The sequence below is a fragment of the Gillisia xinjiangensis genome (assembly GCF_046298265.1).
GTDB classification, from domain to species: Bacteria; Bacteroidota; Bacteroidia; order Flavobacteriales; family Flavobacteriaceae; genus Gillisia; species Gillisia xinjiangensis.
This window is the reverse complement of record NZ_JBKAHK010000004.1, coordinates 53,838-70,176: the sequence shown is the minus strand read 5'-3', so window position 1 is coordinate 70,176 and position 16,339 is coordinate 53,838. Positions and strand designations below refer to the sequence as shown.

Annotated in this window: 11 protein-coding genes; 7 read left to right on the top strand and 4 right to left on the bottom strand. The window is 40.7% G+C overall.

The genetic code is table 11. From position 1 onward, the window contains the following. Positions 1–35 precede the first annotated feature (35 nt). The 6 genes from ACKGJN_RS07815 to recQ all read left to right on the top strand — a co-directional run bounded on the left by ACKGJN_RS07815 (position 36) and on the right by recQ (position 8,076). Positions 36–1,910 (top strand): S8 family serine peptidase, encoded by a 1,875-nt coding sequence (locus ACKGJN_RS07815; RefSeq protein ID WP_409538910.1) that lies wholly within the window; start codon positions 36–38, stop codon positions 1,908–1,910. A 130-nt stretch (positions 1,911–2,040) separates the two neighbouring features. Then, complete coding sequence (locus ACKGJN_RS07810; protein ID WP_409538909.1) at positions 2,041–2,220, top strand: hypothetical protein; 180 nt, start codon at positions 2,041–2,043, stop codon at positions 2,218–2,220. A 210-nt stretch (positions 2,221–2,430) separates the two neighbouring features. Beyond that, positions 2,431–4,230 (top strand): DUF885 domain-containing protein, encoded by a 1,800-nt coding sequence (locus tag ACKGJN_RS07805; protein WP_409538908.1) that lies wholly within the window; start codon positions 2,431–2,433, stop codon positions 4,228–4,230. Between the two features lie 473 nt (positions 4,231–4,703). Further along, positions 4,704–5,009: a panthothenate synthetase gene (locus ACKGJN_RS07800; RefSeq protein ID WP_409538907.1), complete on the top strand. Its 306-nt coding sequence runs from the start codon at positions 4,704–4,706 to the stop codon at positions 5,007–5,009. 474 nt (positions 5,010–5,483) lie between these two features. Continuing rightward, entirely contained in the window at positions 5,484–5,819 is a 336-nt protein-coding gene (locus tag ACKGJN_RS07795; RefSeq protein WP_409538905.1) for a single-stranded DNA-binding protein, read from the top strand. Between the two features lie 172 nt (positions 5,820–5,991). Next, positions 5,992–8,076 carry a DNA helicase RecQ gene (gene recQ / locus ACKGJN_RS07790; RefSeq protein WP_409538904.1) on the top strand — a complete coding sequence of 695 codons (2,085 nt, stop codon included), beginning with the start codon at positions 5,992–5,994 and terminating at the stop codon, positions 8,074–8,076. A 207-nt stretch (positions 8,077–8,283) separates the two neighbouring features. Here recQ and ACKGJN_RS07785 read toward each other — a convergent pair whose 3' ends face one another. The 4 genes from ACKGJN_RS07785 to ACKGJN_RS07770 all read right to left on the bottom strand — a co-directional run bounded on the left by ACKGJN_RS07785 (position 8,284) and on the right by ACKGJN_RS07770 (position 13,445). After that, positions 8,284–9,015, bottom strand: coding sequence for a peptidase associated/transthyretin-like domain-containing protein (locus ACKGJN_RS07785; RefSeq protein WP_409538903.1), 732 nt, complete (start codon positions 9,013–9,015; stop codon positions 8,284–8,286). A gap of 485 nt (positions 9,016–9,500) precedes the next feature. Beyond that, on the bottom strand, positions 9,501–10,418 hold the full coding sequence (locus tag ACKGJN_RS07780; protein ID WP_409538902.1) for a M14 family metallopeptidase: 918 nt from the start codon (positions 10,416–10,418) through the stop codon (positions 9,501–9,503). Positions 10,419–10,548: 130 nt separating this feature from the next. Further along, positions 10,549–11,598 (bottom strand): glutathione synthetase, encoded by a 1,050-nt coding sequence (locus tag ACKGJN_RS07775; protein WP_409538901.1) that lies wholly within the window; start codon positions 11,596–11,598, stop codon positions 10,549–10,551. Continuing rightward, a complete protein-coding gene (locus ACKGJN_RS07770) occupies positions 11,595–13,445 on the bottom strand; it encodes a flavohemoglobin expression-modulating QEGLA motif protein (protein ID WP_409538900.1) in 1,851 nt (616 codons plus the stop codon). Before ACKGJN_RS07770 ends, ACKGJN_RS07775 begins: the two co-directional genes overlap by 4 nt. A 325-nt stretch (positions 13,446–13,770) precedes the next feature. Here ACKGJN_RS07770 and ACKGJN_RS07765 point away from each other — a divergent pair, with 325 nt between their 5' ends. Then, positions 13,771–16,287: a T9SS type B sorting domain-containing protein gene (locus tag ACKGJN_RS07765; RefSeq protein WP_409538899.1), complete on the top strand. Its 2,517-nt coding sequence runs from the start codon at positions 13,771–13,773 to the stop codon at positions 16,285–16,287. Positions 16,288–16,339: the final 52 nt, after the last annotated feature.

Below are 16,339 nucleotides of genomic sequence, written 5' to 3'. Positions count from 1 at the left end.
CCGTTCAGGAGTATCCAACCTGGGGTTTAGACAGGATGGACCAGCGGGAACAAAAGCTTGACAGGGCCTATTCCTATGCAGCAACTGGAAGTGGAGTAAATGCATATATTATGGATTCAGGAATAAGATATTCACATGATGAATTTGAAGGCAGGGCTTCTTTGGGTGTTGACCTTGTACTTTTATATCCTGAGGAGGAATATGATGTGAATGATCCCAATCTTGAACCCGGAAATGACTGCCACGGCCATGGTACCCATGTAGCAGGAACAATAGGTGGAAATTTATATGGAGTGGCAAAAACTGTTAATTTAGTATCGGTACGTGTCTTTAGTTGCAAGGGCTTCAGCAGTTACTCCAGGATAATTCAGGGTGTTGAATGGGTAACGGAGAATGCCGTAAAACCTGCGATAGTGAATATGAGCTTAGGGGGAGCAGCATATGAACCTCTTGATATTGCCGTTGAAAATTCTATTTCTACAGGTATTAATTATGCTCTTGCAGCCGGAAACGCAAACAGCGAAGCCTGTGATTACAGCCCTGCCCGAACCCCATCTGCACTTACCGTAGGGGCAAGCATGATCGATAATCAAAGAGCTGACTTCTCTAATTTTGGAGATTGTTTGGATATTTATGCACCGGGTTACCAGATCACTTCAGCCTCACATTTGGATGATACTTCTGTGCGGCAAATGAGCGGCACATCTATGGCGGCTCCTCATGTTGCCGGCCTTGCAGCACTTTATCTGGAAAAGAATCCTAAAATTACTCCTGTCCTTCTGCAGGAGGAAATTATTAAAAACTCCACACCAGATGCTATTTCCAACGTACCTTCAGGAACCACCTCCCTGGTGCACAGCCTTTGGGATCCGGTAGTGTTCTCAGCTCCGGTCCCTCCTAATTTAAACCTGAAGGCATTCGGCTTTAAAGAAAAAAATAATACCATTATCCACCTTACCTGGGAACCCACTGAAGATCCTTTTATAGAAGTCTACCGCAATGGAAGTTATTTCTCAAGATGGTACAATGATGGACGTTATAAATTAACAACCAAGGGCAAGGGTAATGATGTATTCCAGGTTTGCGAGATCAATTATGACAATTGTTCAGCGGAAGCTGTTGCCAATTTTGATGATCCAGTAGACTTTGAACCTAATATTTCCCCGGTGCCAGGCTTCACCTATATAGTTGATGGTTTGCAGGTACAATTCACCGATACAAGTACAGATGAGGACGGTACCATAATCGCCTGGACCTGGTATTTTGGAGATGGCTCAAGGTCCGTTCAGCAACATCCAGAATATACTTATAGTGAATCGGGTACTTATAAAGTAGAGTTTATGATCCAGGATAATTATCACGACCTCCAGTATATTTTAGTAGATATTACCGTAGGTGCTGTAAACGGAAACTTTCCACCCACAGCTGAATTCACGCATAATTCTACCGACCTGAATGTACAGTTCAGCGATAACAGTATTGATCAGGATGGTTCAATAGTAAACTGGAAATGGGATTTTGGAGACGGGAATTCTTCAACAACATCCAACCCACAGCATGTCTATGCAAAACCTGATACTTACAACGTAAATCTTTTAGTGACTGATAATGAAGGAGCAACCGCAACGATTTTACGGGAGGTAACGGTGAATATCAATGAGCCCGCGCCCGGAGAAATTATTCTTATCGCAAGTGGCTATAAAGTTAAAGGGAACTGGCATACCGACCTTTCCTGGAATTCTACTGGTACATTTGATATCTATCGTGGTGGAAAAATGATTGCCACAGTTTCGGGTAGCAGTGCTACTTATACGGACGTAACTAATTTTAAAGGAGGTGGTTCTTTAATCTATAAGATATGCGAGGCAGGAACTACGCTGTGTTCAAATGAAGCGATAGTTCAATTTTAATAAATTCACAGGCCTGGAGTTTCCGCTGTCAGGTCTTTTTCCATATAAGCAATTTTAATGATATCGATAAATTATTTGGAATGTGGATCCCGGGAATTTATGTTCTGTAACAAAGTTTAAAATTCGGCTAATGGGAGTGTTTGTGCCAGTGATGAAAGAATCGGTTGAAATGCTTTATCAGTATGACCGCGATTATATTTTTGACGGCAGTAAATTTGAGAAAGAGTTTGATCTCATGCCTACTTCTTATGGGGATGGGATAACTGAAATAATTGAAACCGATTACAAAAAAACCATCGGTAATAACTAAGCGTTAATAAATGCAATTTGAATAAATCATATAACACTCCCTTTTTTCCGCTGGAAATCATAAGGTTCCCTGTTTTTACCCCTATAGACCAGTGTAGGTTTTCTTCACGGTCACTGGGAAACCGTAAAAAAAAAGAACGATAAGAAAGCCGAAAACCGTTTCCACCGAAATTTTCCTACCTTAGTAACTTTACTTTAAAACACACCTAATATGTTTAAAAATAGCATCCTTTCCCTTTGTTTAATTTTAGCTTTTACAGCCTGTAAAGACGGGAACAATAAAACCGAAAAAGAGGACGAAAGAAAGGCCGCCAGTGCGCGATTTGATTCCCTGCTGGACAATTATTATGAAGATGGTTTACGCCTGAACCCCATTTCAGCTACCACTACAGGGGATATGCGTTATAACGACCAGTTTCCCGATTTCCTTTCTCCTGCTTATGAAGACAGTCTGCGCAATTACTATACTTCCTATAAACTGGCAGCACTTGATATCGAGGATGATGGCCTTAGCCAAAGTGAAAAGATGTCTAAGGATATCCTCTTGTGGGAATGCAATATCAATTTGGAGACCATGAATTTTGACAATGCCAAATTCATGCCTATAGATCAAATGTGGTCGGTAAATCTTTTTATGGGTCAGTTGGCGAGTGGGGCAAGTTCGCAGCCATTCAAAACCGTAGAAGATTATGAGAACTGGCTGCGGCGTGTAGACGGTTTCCTTACCTGGATGAATTCTGCTGAGCGCAATATGCGTGAAGGAATGGAGCTGGGATATGTACTTCCCAAATCCCTTATTGCCAAAGTGATCCCGCAAATGGAAGCTATGGCTAAGGAGGATGAGAACCACCTGTTCTATGGCCCGGTAAAGAATATTCCCGACAGTTTTTCTGAAGAAGAAAAAGAGGAAATCATTGCAAAATATGATGAGATGGTGAAAAATAAGGTAATCCCTGCTTATCGGAAAATGCAGGAGTTTATGGGGAAGGAATATTTGCCTGCGGGAAGGGAAAGCAGCGGAATAGCTGATATTCCCAACGGGGCAGCCTTTTACATGCACCAGATAAAAAAATATACTACCACCGATATGACTGCCGATGAGATCCACCAGTTAGGCCTGGATGAGGTGGCGCGTATTTCTGCGGAAATGGAAAAGGTAAAGGCTGAAGTAGGCTATGAGGGCGACCTGAAATCTTTCTTCAATTATGTGCGAACTAATAAAGACCTGATGCCTTTTTCTTCTTCTGAAGAAGTAGTAGAGAATTTCAACCAGATATATAAAACTATGGAGCCGAATATAGACAAACTTTTTGATAAGACTCCTGCAACCGAATTTGAGGTGCGTCGCACCGAAGCTTTCAGGGAAAAGTCTGCCAGTGCCGAATATAACGCGGGATCTTTGGACGGTACCCGGCCCGGAATCTTTTATGTTCCAGTACCCGATCCTGCCTCCTATAACACTTATAGCGACGAGTCGCTGTTCCTGCACGAAGCTATTCCCGGGCATCATTACCAGATCTCACTTACCCAGGAAAATCCAGACCTGCCACAATTCAGAAAAACCCTTTGGTACAGTGGTTACGGCGAAGGCTGGGCATTATATGCCGAATCTTTAGGAAAAGAACTTGGATTATATACAGATCCATACCAGTACTTTGGCACTCTAGGCGCGGAAATGCACCGCGCCGTTCGCCTGGTAGTAGACACCGGACTGCACAGCAAAAACTGGACCCGCGAAGAGGCTATTCAATACTCCCTGGACAACGAAGCCGAAAGCGAAGAAAGTATTATATCTGAAATAGAACGTTATATGGCCAACCCAGGGCAGGCTTTATCTTACAAGATAGGTCAGCTCAAGATCCGTGAACTGCGGGAAAGGGCAGAAGCTGAGCTGGGAGATAACTTTGACATTCGCCAGTACCACAACCAGGTGCTGGAAACAGGCGCTGTGCCATTGCAGTTGTTGGAGGATAAGATTGATAAGTGGATTGATGAGGAGAAGGGAGAATAGTTTTTCAGGAGCGGTTCAGAAGTGAAAGTGGTTCGGACTCTTCGGGAGTGATCCCGGGATTTCGGGAAGGCACAAATGTACCCTTGGGTATGAATTTTGAAAAGGCGGGAAATGTTTGGAGTCATTAATGAACAGGACCGAATAGAATTTATGTGGAGTGTTTTATCACATAACTTTCCTTGAAAAGCACAGCAAAACAATCAAAAAGGCCTTTAAATTTTACCTTCTCTACCATAAAAAATCCGTCATTTCCCTTCAACTGGTATAGTGGCATGAAAAGTATAGGTGCAAAATCATTGAAATTATCCGGAAAAATTTGATTGCCTTCTAATTTTTTTAGTGAAATAATTGGATAAAAATCATTAAAATTTAAGCTTTATTTAAGTATAATAAACTCATTGTTAAATGATTAATGATCCAATATAGCCATTTCTGTTTTGTATATTTAAGTTATTAATTTAAAATATACAGTTATGAGAATGTTAGTTAATTTAATCTTTCTCATTGAGCCTTTCAGTTCGATGGTTAGAGATGGAACGGTGGGCGATATTATTGGCCGCGTAATTGATGCCGTAAAACCGGAGAGCATTTACTTTACCGAACTTGAAGGGAATCGCGGAGCCGTGATGGTAGTAGATGTTAAAGAAGCTTCTTCCATTCCATCTATTGCAGAGCCCTGGTTTTTAAATTTTGAAGCCATCTGCGAATTCCGAATTGCCATGACACCAAATGACCTGATGAAGGCCAATCTGCCTAAACTCGCGGAAGAATGGAGTTGAGTTCAAAAGGCTTGAAAAAAGAGCATAAGCAAACCACTTCCAATAAACTGAAGTGGTTTTTTTTATTGCCATTTTTACCTGCCGGAATTCTATTTAAGAAGTAACCTGAATCTAAAAACCGGAAGTTATCCCTTCATATAACCCAGGTCCTCAGATCTTTTGAAACCTAAATTCTTCTACATTTTCCATTCATGGTAGGTTATAATAAAATATTCCCGGTACAAATGGATTCAAGCATTTATTTTTTATCAAATCTGTTCTGAACCTTGATTGTTTTGTATTACTTCAACTAATTGAATATCAGGCTAGTGAATTCATTGTTATCAAACTATAACCGACAACAAACGCTTACAAACGATTTTAAACGAAAGTAAATAATTAGTAACCGAATCCAGTTTAAGTGCTGCTCTATGTTTGTACCGTTGGATCATAAGATTCAATAGTATTAACTGTTTAACCTTAAATTATATTATTATGAATGCACTTAGAAACAAAGTACAGTTGATTGGAAGAGTAGGACAAGATCCTGAAATTGCAAACCTGGAAACCGGAAGAAAGCGGGCGAAATTCTCGATCGCCACACACGAAAACTACACCAATGCCAAAGGTGAAAAAGTAGAAAACACCGACTGGCACAATGTGGTTGCCTGGGGAAAAACCGCCGAGATCATCGAGCAATTTGTCACCAAAGGAAAGGAAATCGCCATAGAAGGCAAATTATCCACCCGGATCTGGGATGACAAAGAAGGCGTTAAACACTACTTTACAGAAGTGACTTGCAACGAGTTGCTTTTGTTAGGAGCTAAGTAAAGATCAATCAGCATCGCCGGGAGAAATCACTCCGGCGTTGCTTTCTTATTGAATTATTAAGGTGACGACAATATATTGACATATCAACTAATGTATTTTAAATTATGCGTCAACTTAAATAGTCTTTCATCTATTAGCTGTATTCTATTGTCTGCTTAATAAGCTTCTTGTTATGATTGTCAAAGAAAAAATTGCATCGCTCTTGAAAACGAACTTTGGTTACGACAGTTTCCGGCCAAATCAGGAGAAGGTCATTGAAGAAATACTTGCGGGAAAAGACGCTGTTGCCATAATGCCCACGGGTGGCGGAAAATCCCTGTGTTTTCAACTGCCGGCATTGATATTGCCCGGAACGACCATTGTTATTTCCCCGCTTATTGCCCTAATGAAGGATCAGGTGGATTCCCTAAAAGCAAACGGAATAGCTGCCGATTTTTATAACAGCAGTCAGGCTTATGATGAACAAAAACGCATCTTAAGCGAGCTTCGTTATGGAAAACTCCGGCTATTCTATATAGCGCCTGAAAGTTTAACGCAGTTATTACCGGTGCTTTCCAGCATTAAAGTGAACCTTATCGCAATAGATGAAGCACATTGCATCTCCACCTGGGGCCACGATTTCCGGCCGGCCTATACCCAATTGGGAAGTCTAAAATCAAAATTCACCGAGGTACCTGTGCTCGCACTTACCGCAACAGCAGACCGCGCCACACAGGACGACATCACAAAACAATTGAATATTCCGGAGGCCAGCGTTCACATTGCTTCCTTCGACAGGAAAAATTTATTCCTGGAAGTCCGCCCGGGCAATAACCGTCTCGGGCAAATTTTAAACTTCCTGAAATCCCGACCCGAGGAAAGCGGAATTGTATATTGCCTCAGCAGAAATGGCACGGAAAATTTAGCTGCGAAATTGCGGCAATCAGGCTATCAGGCCAAAGCTTATCATGCCGGGATGAGCTCTGATGAGCGCTCTGCCATTCAGGAAGATTTTGTGAAAGATAGCACGCCAATTATCGTGGCAACCATCGCTTTTGGAATGGGAATTGACAAAAGCAATGTGCGCTGGGTGATCCATTACAATATGCCCAAGAATATTGAGGGCTATTACCAGGAAATTGGAAGAAGTGGCCGCGATGGCCAGTCTGCACACACCTTGTTATTCTATAGTTTTGCCGATATTATCCAATTACGACAGTTTATAAAAGGAACCCCTACAGAAGATTTTCAACTGGCAAAGCTGGAGCGGATGCAGCAATTCGCCGAGGCATTGAGCTGCCGCCGGATAGCTTTGCTCAATTATTTTGGAGAACACTTTTCTGAAGATTGCGGCAATTGCGATATTTGCAAAGCGCCACCCAAATATTTTGACGGAACGCTTTTAGCACAAAAAGTATGCTCGGCCGTATCAAGACTGAAGGAGCAGGAAGCCCTGGGAATGGTTTTGGACGTTTTACGCGGTTCACAAAATGCAGCGGTATTTGAAAAAGGATACCAGCATATTAAAACCTATGCAGCGGTAAAAGACATTTCCTGGCAGGACCTGCATCAATATATTATCCAACTCATCAATCGGGGAGTTTTGGAAATACGGTTTCATGAAAATGGCCGTTTGCTGCTTACACCCCTGGCAAGATCCATTTTATTCGAAGGAAAACAAGTGCGGTTGGCAACTTTAATTCAAGCCAAAACAGAATCAAAAAGAGAAGGTTTCACAAAAACCGAAAAGAAAACACTTTTTGAAAAATTGCGGAAACTTAGATCCAATATTGCCCTGGAAGAAAATGTTCCGGCCTACATTGTTTTCAGCGATGCCAGCTTAAAAGATATGGAAGAAAAGCAGCCCGTTTCAGAAGAAAAATTTGCCCAAATAAGCGGTGTGGGCCAGGCAAAACGGGAGAAATATGCAAAGCGTTTTCTGAAAGTTATTGCAGCTCACCAACAATCGCTGCAACCTAAAATCCCCACTCATGAACAGAGTTTTTCCCTTCATAAAAAAGGGCTGACCCCGGAGGAAATCGCAGAACAAAGGTTCATGCAAACAGAAACCATCTACGGCCATTTGTTAAAAGCACATCAACTGGGAGAAGCTATAGATTTGCATCAATTCATCACTTCCGAAGAAATAAAAACCATAGAAAAAGCACGAAAAACCCTTGAGTTTCCGGAGGGCTTAAGACATTATTTCGATCATTTTGAACAGCAGGTACCTTATTGGAAAATAAAATTTGGTTTGTACTTTCTGGAGCAAAAATAATTATAAGAGGAAAGACCATAACATTTTTGCAGCGACAAACCCGCGCAATCACGGCAGGGATTCTTTCTCGCCCAAAAGCGGGTTCAGAATGCTAAAAAATATCTAATACAAACATAGGATGACAAAAAAAATGGAGATGCCCGTTCAGAAATATAAAATAACCCGGTTTTAAAGATTTTCCAAACCAAATCAATTTAGAATTTCATATCACGGCTGTTTATATTTTATCCAGGTGTCTAAAAGGTGAAATTTTATTCTGTCCGGGTTTTTACTGTCAATGACCAGTTGAGCGCTTTCTTCCTCTCCCGCCAGGCTTATGATCCTTTGCGCTTCATCTTTGGTTAGGTTGATTTCCTTCTGTAAATAAGTGGTATAGCCCTCTAAAACAGCAATATTCTTCAATTTTTGTTCGATTAAAATGTTTCGTTTTAGTTCTTTAGTTCTGCCGTTTATCGCATTAAGAATAGGATCGATCTGAAGGTTTCCGCCAAGGATTCCAAGCAGATGTATCCATTTAAAATCGCCGGCCGTTTGCAGCCGCCTTTCATTTGTGGTTAAAGGTTTAATTTCTTTAGGTATGATTCCCAGGGAAACCGCATTAATTTCCCGAGTGTTTTGGATATTTACTTCCGGAAGTTCATTAATAAGCTCTTTCATTTTTATTTCCAAAAGCTCCGTTTCCACATCTGCTTTGTTCAGTATCTTAATTAAATCGGCAGAACCTATTCGAGAAAATAGAATGGTATCTCCAACAGATGCCTTTAATGAAAAATATCCCTTAGAATTGGTAACCGTGGCCCTTTTGGTGGTGACATTTTTCAGAACTACATTTTCGAGGATACTATCATTTTGAGACACACGACCCCTAATTCCTTCCCGTTCCTGCGCGAAAGTGCCAAGGCTGAATATTCCTAAAATAATAATAAACCAAAATTTCATAGGTTTCTTTTATTTCGACTTCACTCAATACTTGCATTTTTTATCGGTAATATATAACAGTATTAGCTTGTCGCTAAGGATGTTTCATCTATCTTTTATTATTAATCAATAAAAATCTTATCTGGTATAATTTAAATTGTGAGACCTTCAACAGAGCCTAAATCTAATAATATTGGGTGGTTTATTAACTTCAGAAGATAAAAAATTTAAAAGAAGTCGTTTGCAGTTCAAGCCAGGAATTAAAACTTCATGCCTTTTAATCCTGAAAGAATCAAAAATCAAGAGTCCAAAGCTTGCGCGATAAATGCGAACCCAATTGAAAATACTTTGGAACTGCGTTCAAGGAAAATAATATTATCGTTCATTCATTGCAAAAAATTCTTCGCAACCAACATAGCCCTTAATTTTGTCAAAACCAGACAAGAATGCACGAATGTTTATGTACTATGTAAAAAAGGTTTCCTGATTTGAAGCACAGAGATCCTTTAAACTTCAACCTCCTCCACCACGAAAAACCCGTCATTTCCTTGTGACTGGTAGAGTGGCATAAAAATATGCGCATCCCATTCACTTCGAATTTCCTTACCATTCTGATAGGCGAGAAGCTGTCCTATTTCAATTTTCTGAAAATTCTCAAAGCCCGGTTCCATTATGAATTCATCTGAGTCCTCCAGTCCGTGACGGTGAATGATCTCAAATGTTTTTTGGTCGGGAGCATTGTCCTGAACGAATTTATCTACACAACCCGGGAAACACGAGATTTGGGTCAGGTCAAGTTTACAGGCCTCTTTTAAGGCCAGCCAGATCACTCCTTCATGATTTTCAACAGAACGCTCATCTGTATGTTGCCCGGCTTCAAATACAAATCCGGTAAGACCGGTGCGACTCATGTAATGGTCTATACAGCCCGATACTATATCGCTGAATCCTCTAATGATGTATGTGGGAAATTTATGCGCCCAGGCGTCATTGTCGTTTACTTCCTGTACCGAGATAAACGGAACGGTGGCGGCAGAGGTTGTGTGGCAATCCAGGAAATGGCGTTTGGTAAAATCGGATTCAGGATATCTCTTCAGGACTTCAATGATCTCAAACATCTCCTTTTTTTCCTGTGTATCCTTTTCCCCCTTTTCAACATTTTCTATAGTCCAAGTGCGATTAAGGTCTTTATCGATAAAACGCTGGTCAACGTTGAGCGCTATTTTATTTCCAACAACTCCCACAATCGCTCCTTCTATCTCCGGTTTGGTTTTTTCCAGTTCCTCAAAGACTTTTTGAAGAGCTTTTACTCCGCTGGGTTCATTTCCGTGAATCCCACCGGTAACAAATAAAAGCGGACCTTTTTTATTGCTGGTATAGGTCCCTATAATTCTTGAATATTCTTTATTTTTCCCTTTCTCCATCGTTTAATCCCTCATTGAGGGTTTTATTCACCGTCCCGATATTCTTATGGGATGACTCGAATTATTAAAAGTATTCGCCTCCTGTATTATCCAACACACCTTGTGGGCTTGCCCCGAGGTTTTTGAGTTTTTAATCCATAGTTGCGAGCTCGCGGTTAGAAAGCTTGTTCCCATAATTCTTTTTGTATTCCAGTTTTCTTTCAATTGCTTTCACTACCACATCAGAAAAATCGGGTAAACCAACTTCCGGGAAATTGTCCATACCGCCGGGGCTTAATACATTGATTTCGATCAATTTGTCCTTTACAATATCCAGCCCAACAAAGAAAAGGCCGTCCCTTATAAGTTTTGGGGCAACAATTTCAACGATCTTTCTCATATCATCTGTATACTCGCTAACATCTGTAGTGGCACCCTGGGTGATGTTGCTCCTGAATTCGCCCTCACTGCTAATTCTTCTTATAACCCCATATTTCCCATCTTTTACCATTATTCTTCCGTTCATTAACAATACCCTTACATCACCGTCTTTCACTGCAGGCAGAAATTCCTGGGCAATAATATAGCCTTGTGCTGTGAGGTTCTCAATGATTTGGTTAAGGTTCTTTTCGTTTTTGTCTATAAGGTAAACTCCGCGGCCTCCTGAACCTTCCAGTGGCTTTAAAACCATTTTCTTTTTATGTTCCTCAAAGAATGCCAGGATATCTTCCTTGTTTCGGGTAATAAGAGATGCAGGTTTAATGCTGCTGGGCAATTCTTCAAAATACAGCTTGTCAATAAAGGCATCAGAGAGGCCGTAGGCATCGTTTAAAACAAGGACACCTTCTTTTTGTACCATTCTTCCAAATGCAACGCCAGAGTGTTCTGCCCAGTTTCGGCCTTCAGCTTCTTCCGTAGGATTATTTCTTATAAAAAGAACATCGAGGTCCCGGGCATGGATCTTTTCCTGTTTAGCTTTCTCACTATGCAGCAGGTCTATAAAATCCTGTGCAGTTTTGGGAGCCGCATTTTTAGGCAGGCTGGTGGCAACTACAGCGAGTTCCTGTTCATTGGTAAAACTGAAATCGCCCACGCCCATGGCGTAAACTTCGTGACTTCTTTTTCGGGCCTCATGCATAATGAAGGCAGTAGTACCGCATTTTTCGGTCTCAACACTATTAACTACAAAACATATTTTCATGTGGTTATCATTTGTGAAAGGGGTAAGCCTTTCCTTATTAAATCGATTTTTTCGGTTACGTTTTCTTTCAATAAATAGCTTGGGCGCAAAACTCCCGGTTGGAGGATGCGACGGTCTGTAAGCTCTTTTATAATTTGAGTGTGTTTTATTCCGAATTTTCCTGAAAGAAGAGGTTCATAATCTCCTCCTTCCACTAAATATTTTCTAAGGTCAACAAGACCTTTCAGGTAAATAATATCTTTTAGGAAACCACCACCCTGCATGATCCTTGAGGTTATATTAAAAGAGCGGATGTGTGAAAAACCATACTCCTTTACCAAAAGGTGGAAAATCTCCTTAAAACCTGCGCCTTCCATAAGGGCATCTCCGGCAACCACACGGCCGGCAAGGGTTCTTAGGCGGTTTGGGGTTAAGCCATCTACAAGATATTCTGCCATCACGGCAAGACCTTCCTGCAGCGGATCATAATCGGCAAGGCCGCTTTTCATTTGCTGCAAGGGCTGCCGGCTTCCGTTATGATAGGTAAGCACGTGCGTCCCCACTTCGTGCTGGATCAAGGCTACAGATTCCTTGCGGTTCATTTTATAATCCTGCGGAATATAAAGTTCTCCCTGTGAGACCATCATTATATTCACATCCTTTCTTATGTGTACCCTGCTTTTAAAGTTTTCATCCTGTTCCCTGAAATAATCAAATTCTTTACGCGCCAGGGCACTAAAGGCTTTGGAATCTATTATATCCATTGGCCTTGTGTTTTGCACCTCGTCAACCTTATTTAGAAGGTCACGGGCCTCTTCACATAAATTCCTTTCAACGCCCTTATAAAGGCGAATGCTGTTATAGAAGAAATTTTTTGTGCCGCGTTCATTGAGCATGGTAATTTGCTGATCCAGTTCTTCCCTTTTTTCCCTGAAGAGGTAAGACATAGCGGGATCATCAATTTCTTCGATCTTTAAATTAAAAAGTTCCCTTTTTAAAACATCCGGATCTATTGGTAGCAACCTGTAATGATAATCGAGCAGTTTTTCATAGTTGCTGTCAAAAAATGTTTGTTTGATATCCTGAATATTCGCGGGAGAAACCAGCCATAAAAACTGGTAGCTGCCTTCAATTTCAGCAAGTTTTCGGTCAATTTCAAAAACCTTCTCTTTCAAATACTTTGTGCCAAGTGCATTGTAACTCGGTATTTCAAAGGAAGATTGCACCCTTATAAAATCATAAACAAACTTATGTATGGCAGGAATAAAATAATCTCTGAAACCACGGAAAAACACCGGGTATAAAGCCCCGTTCTCATTTCTGAAAACCGGTGGTATTTCCAGACTTATTACCACCCCACCCGAAAGTTTTGCGCTTTCAACCTCCATTAAAGGTAATTCCCCTTCAGGATTCCGGTGCGGGGTATTTTTTATTTTGGCTTGTAGGTAAAGCCCGGAATAAACTTCATTGATATTTTCCAACTCCGTTTTTAAAATATTAAGGGAAGAGGATAATTTATCTTCGGGCCCTTTGATTAAAAAAGTATTGCTTCGCGGTTCCCCGGAATATAACTCCAGGATCATATACGTATTAAAACGGGCAGAAAGTATATTCGTCACTTCAAAAAGCAGGTCTTTATAAAGGTCAAATTCCTCATCACCAATGATCAGGTAGGAGGCTTCGCTTCTGGCAAGTCTTGAAATCCCAGTATCCTGCTTTTTTTTTCGGTACACCACCAGATAGGGTATGTCCTTTTCAATATGCAGCATTCCGCCACCGGGAAGTACCGCAGTGACTTCGTGATTATCCTTTAGATCTGTTAAAATTTGAAAAACTGATTTATCTGAAGAATTTGATATTTCCAGCATGGAATTATTTTTTTTTAAACATTTCAATTTAAAATCCATCAGCAAAGCCTTATTTTGCCGAGTTTTAAAGATTTTATATAATTAGGTTAATAGTAAATTTAGAATAAATTATGGGCCTGAAGGAGCAAAGAAGCTACTTTAGGTAATTTTTAAGAAACCTAAAGAATTGAAATAACCGGAAAGCTTTTCATGTTATTTTAAAGCAGTACGGGATAAAAGCCTTTTTTTTATAAATGTTGCAGTTTTGTGAGGATCTAAAAAATTGACTTTTGGTGGTGGAAGCCAAATTTATATTACTTTAGACCGCTTATATAAATCTTTTTATTTGAAGCCTCTTCTTTTATTTCTTTTTTGTTTTATATTCTGTAAATCTGTCGTAGCGCAATGTCCCCCAGGAGATGTACAGCTTAATGATCAGGTTGAAGTAGAAGAATTCCTCAATAATTATCCATCTTGTGAAGTCATAGCCGGAGATCTTTTCATAGGAGGTGGAGTTACAGATCTTTCCGGTCTTACTGCAATAAGAAAAATAGAAGGCTCTCTGCTTATCTCTCAGGCAGAGGTAACTACGTTTACCAATTTCTATAATTTAGAATTCATAGGAGGAGATTTGATCTTTGACGGACTCAACAAGGCCAAAATTCTTATCGGTTTTGATAAATTGAAGAAGATTGGCGGGAGTTTTGAAATTACAAATTGGTATAGCCTTAGTGATATCGATGCTTTTGATGCGCTTGATGAAATTAAAGGCGATTTTCTCATCTCTAATAGCGGTCTAATTTCTCTTACCGGCTTCGGGAATCTTGAAATTATTCACGGTAATTTTGAATTAAGCAATTATCCCCATGGTATAGCTGATTTTGGGAAACTACATACTATAGGAGGCGGATTTCAAATAAGCAATACCGGAATAAATTTTATAACCGGCTTTAACAATTTAACTTCCGTAGGAAGCTTATCTCCTTCTGGAGGTGATTTTATTATTTCCGTGAATGAGGAACTAATTGAAATAAGCGGATTCAATAATATAACCCGCATATATGGCTCCATGGTGATTAACAGCAATATAAACCTGCCGGATATAAAAGGTATAAGAAGCCTTAATGAACTCAATGGAACGTTACAGATTACCGACAATACTTTGCTAACAACCCTGGAGGGATTGCAAAGCCTTTTGTATGCAGGCGATGTTTCGGTTCAGGATGGGGTTCTCATTTCAGGAAATAATTCTTTAACTGATTGTTCCGCTATTTGCAATCTTTTGGGCTCCAATAGAGTTACAGGTATAGTGAGCATTTGGGGGAATCCTGCCAAATGCAGCAGCGAAATGGAAGTCAAAGAAGATTGTCTTGGAGATTTTGACGGGGATGGTATTCCCGATGATGTTGATCTCGATGATGATAATGACGGGATTTTGGATACCGTAGAACAACAGGGGCAGGAAGACAGGGATACAGATGGAGATTCTTTTCCCGACCATAGGGATCTGGACAGTGACGGAGATGGCTGTTTTGATGTTACAGAAGCAGGTTTTGCGGATGAAGATGAGAACGGCCGCCTGGGAACTGCACCCGAAAGTGTGGATATACAGGGTTTGGTAACAGGGGTTTCTTCAGGATATACCACTCCTGCCGATGCGGATGGGAATGGAATTTTTGACTTTCAGGAAGACCAAATATTACAGGCAGGATCAGACAAACAGCTTGAAATTTGTGCCGAAGACAGTCCTTCAGATCTTTTTGATTTACTGGGCAGTGAGGCAGATACTGGAGGTTCCTGGAATCCGCAAACTTCAGGCGGGAATGGAATCTTTGATCCTGCGGTAGACGCTTCGGGTATCTACGTGTATGCGGTGGATAATGGGGCTTGCGGAAAGGATTCCGTAGAAATTAAGGTGCAGGTAATCCCGAATCCGGAGATGGGAACCAATACCGAACTGGATTTGTGCGCAGGGGATGCTCCTGTAAACCTCAAACAGCTTATTGGAGTTGATGCTAATCTTGAAGGCACCTGGAGTTCCAGCCTGTCTGATGATGATATTTTTGATCCTGCCAGAGATCCCGAAGGAATGTACGTTTTTACGGTAGACAGAGGTTCCTGCGGAAGTAGTTCTACACAAGTGAAAATAACCGTAGGTAAACAACCCGATGCGGGAGAAAGTACTGCTGTTGAGCTGTGTTCTTATGAGGAGCCGGTAAATCTTTATGATCTTTTAGGAGGCACACCTGATATTGGTGGTACCTGGGATCCGCTTCCAAAGAGTGGAGGCGATATGCTGAATCCGGCAAGGGATAATCCTGGAATTTATACCTATACGTTGGACAACGGCTTTTGCGGGAAATCCAGCGCAACAGTGAATGTGGAAATAACGGGATATGTTCCCATTATCGGTTATGAATTCAAGGTGACATCTTTTAATGCCGATAAAAGCATTGTTGTAGTGATATACGACGATGGAGATTTTGAATATTCACTGGATGGTATATCCTACCAGGAAAACAATACCTTCAGAAATTTACGCGGAGGAGATTATCAGGTTTTTGTGCGGGAAATTCAGGGCTGCGGATATCTTGAGAAAGAAGTTTCTATACTATCTTTTCCTGCATATTTTTCTCCTAATAACGACAGTTACAATGATACCTGGAAAATGAATGGAAAAACCGAAAAAGAGTATACTCTCACGATTTTTGACCGCTACGGAAAACTTCTAAAAAAGCTGAATATTGATCAGGCCTGGAATGGCAGCTTCAATGGAAAGCCAATGCCAGCAGATGATTACTGGTTTCGGGTGGAATTTTCGACCGGTGATATGACAACAGGACATTTTAGTCTTATCAGATAAAGGGACATACTGGCGTTATTTTAAATTTAATGGCTAAGGTCTAAATATTCAC

Excerpts from the sequence above, each read along its gene's own strand:
- ACKGJN_RS07775 (WP_409538901.1), bottom strand. The coding sequence starts at position 11,598 with ATGAAAATATGTTTTGTAGTTAATAGTGTTGAGACCGAAAAATGCGGT.
- ACKGJN_RS07815 (WP_409538910.1), top strand. The coding sequence starts at position 36 with ATGGACCAGCGGGAACAAAAGCTTGACAGGGCCTATTCCTATGCAGCA.
- recQ (WP_409538904.1), top strand. The coding sequence starts at position 5,992 with ATGATTGTCAAAGAAAAAATTGCATCGCTCTTGAAAACGAACTTTGGT.
- ACKGJN_RS07780 (WP_409538902.1), bottom strand. The coding sequence starts at position 10,418 with ATGGAGAAAGGGAAAAATAAAGAATATTCAAGAATTATAGGGACCTAT.
- ACKGJN_RS07805 (WP_409538908.1), top strand. The coding sequence starts at position 2,431 with ATGTTTAAAAATAGCATCCTTTCCCTTTGTTTAATTTTAGCTTTTACA.
- ACKGJN_RS07770 (WP_409538900.1), bottom strand. The coding sequence starts at position 13,445 with ATGCTGGAAATATCAAATTCTTCAGATAAATCAGTTTTTCAAATTTTA.
- ACKGJN_RS07800 (WP_409538907.1), top strand. The coding sequence starts at position 4,704 with ATGAGAATGTTAGTTAATTTAATCTTTCTCATTGAGCCTTTCAGTTCG.
- ACKGJN_RS07795 (WP_409538905.1), top strand. The coding sequence starts at position 5,484 with ATGAATGCACTTAGAAACAAAGTACAGTTGATTGGAAGAGTAGGACAA.
- ACKGJN_RS07810 (WP_409538909.1), top strand. The coding sequence starts at position 2,041 with ATGGGAGTGTTTGTGCCAGTGATGAAAGAATCGGTTGAAATGCTTTAT.
- ACKGJN_RS07785 (WP_409538903.1), bottom strand. The coding sequence starts at position 9,015 with ATGAAATTTTGGTTTATTATTATTTTAGGAATATTCAGCCTTGGCACT.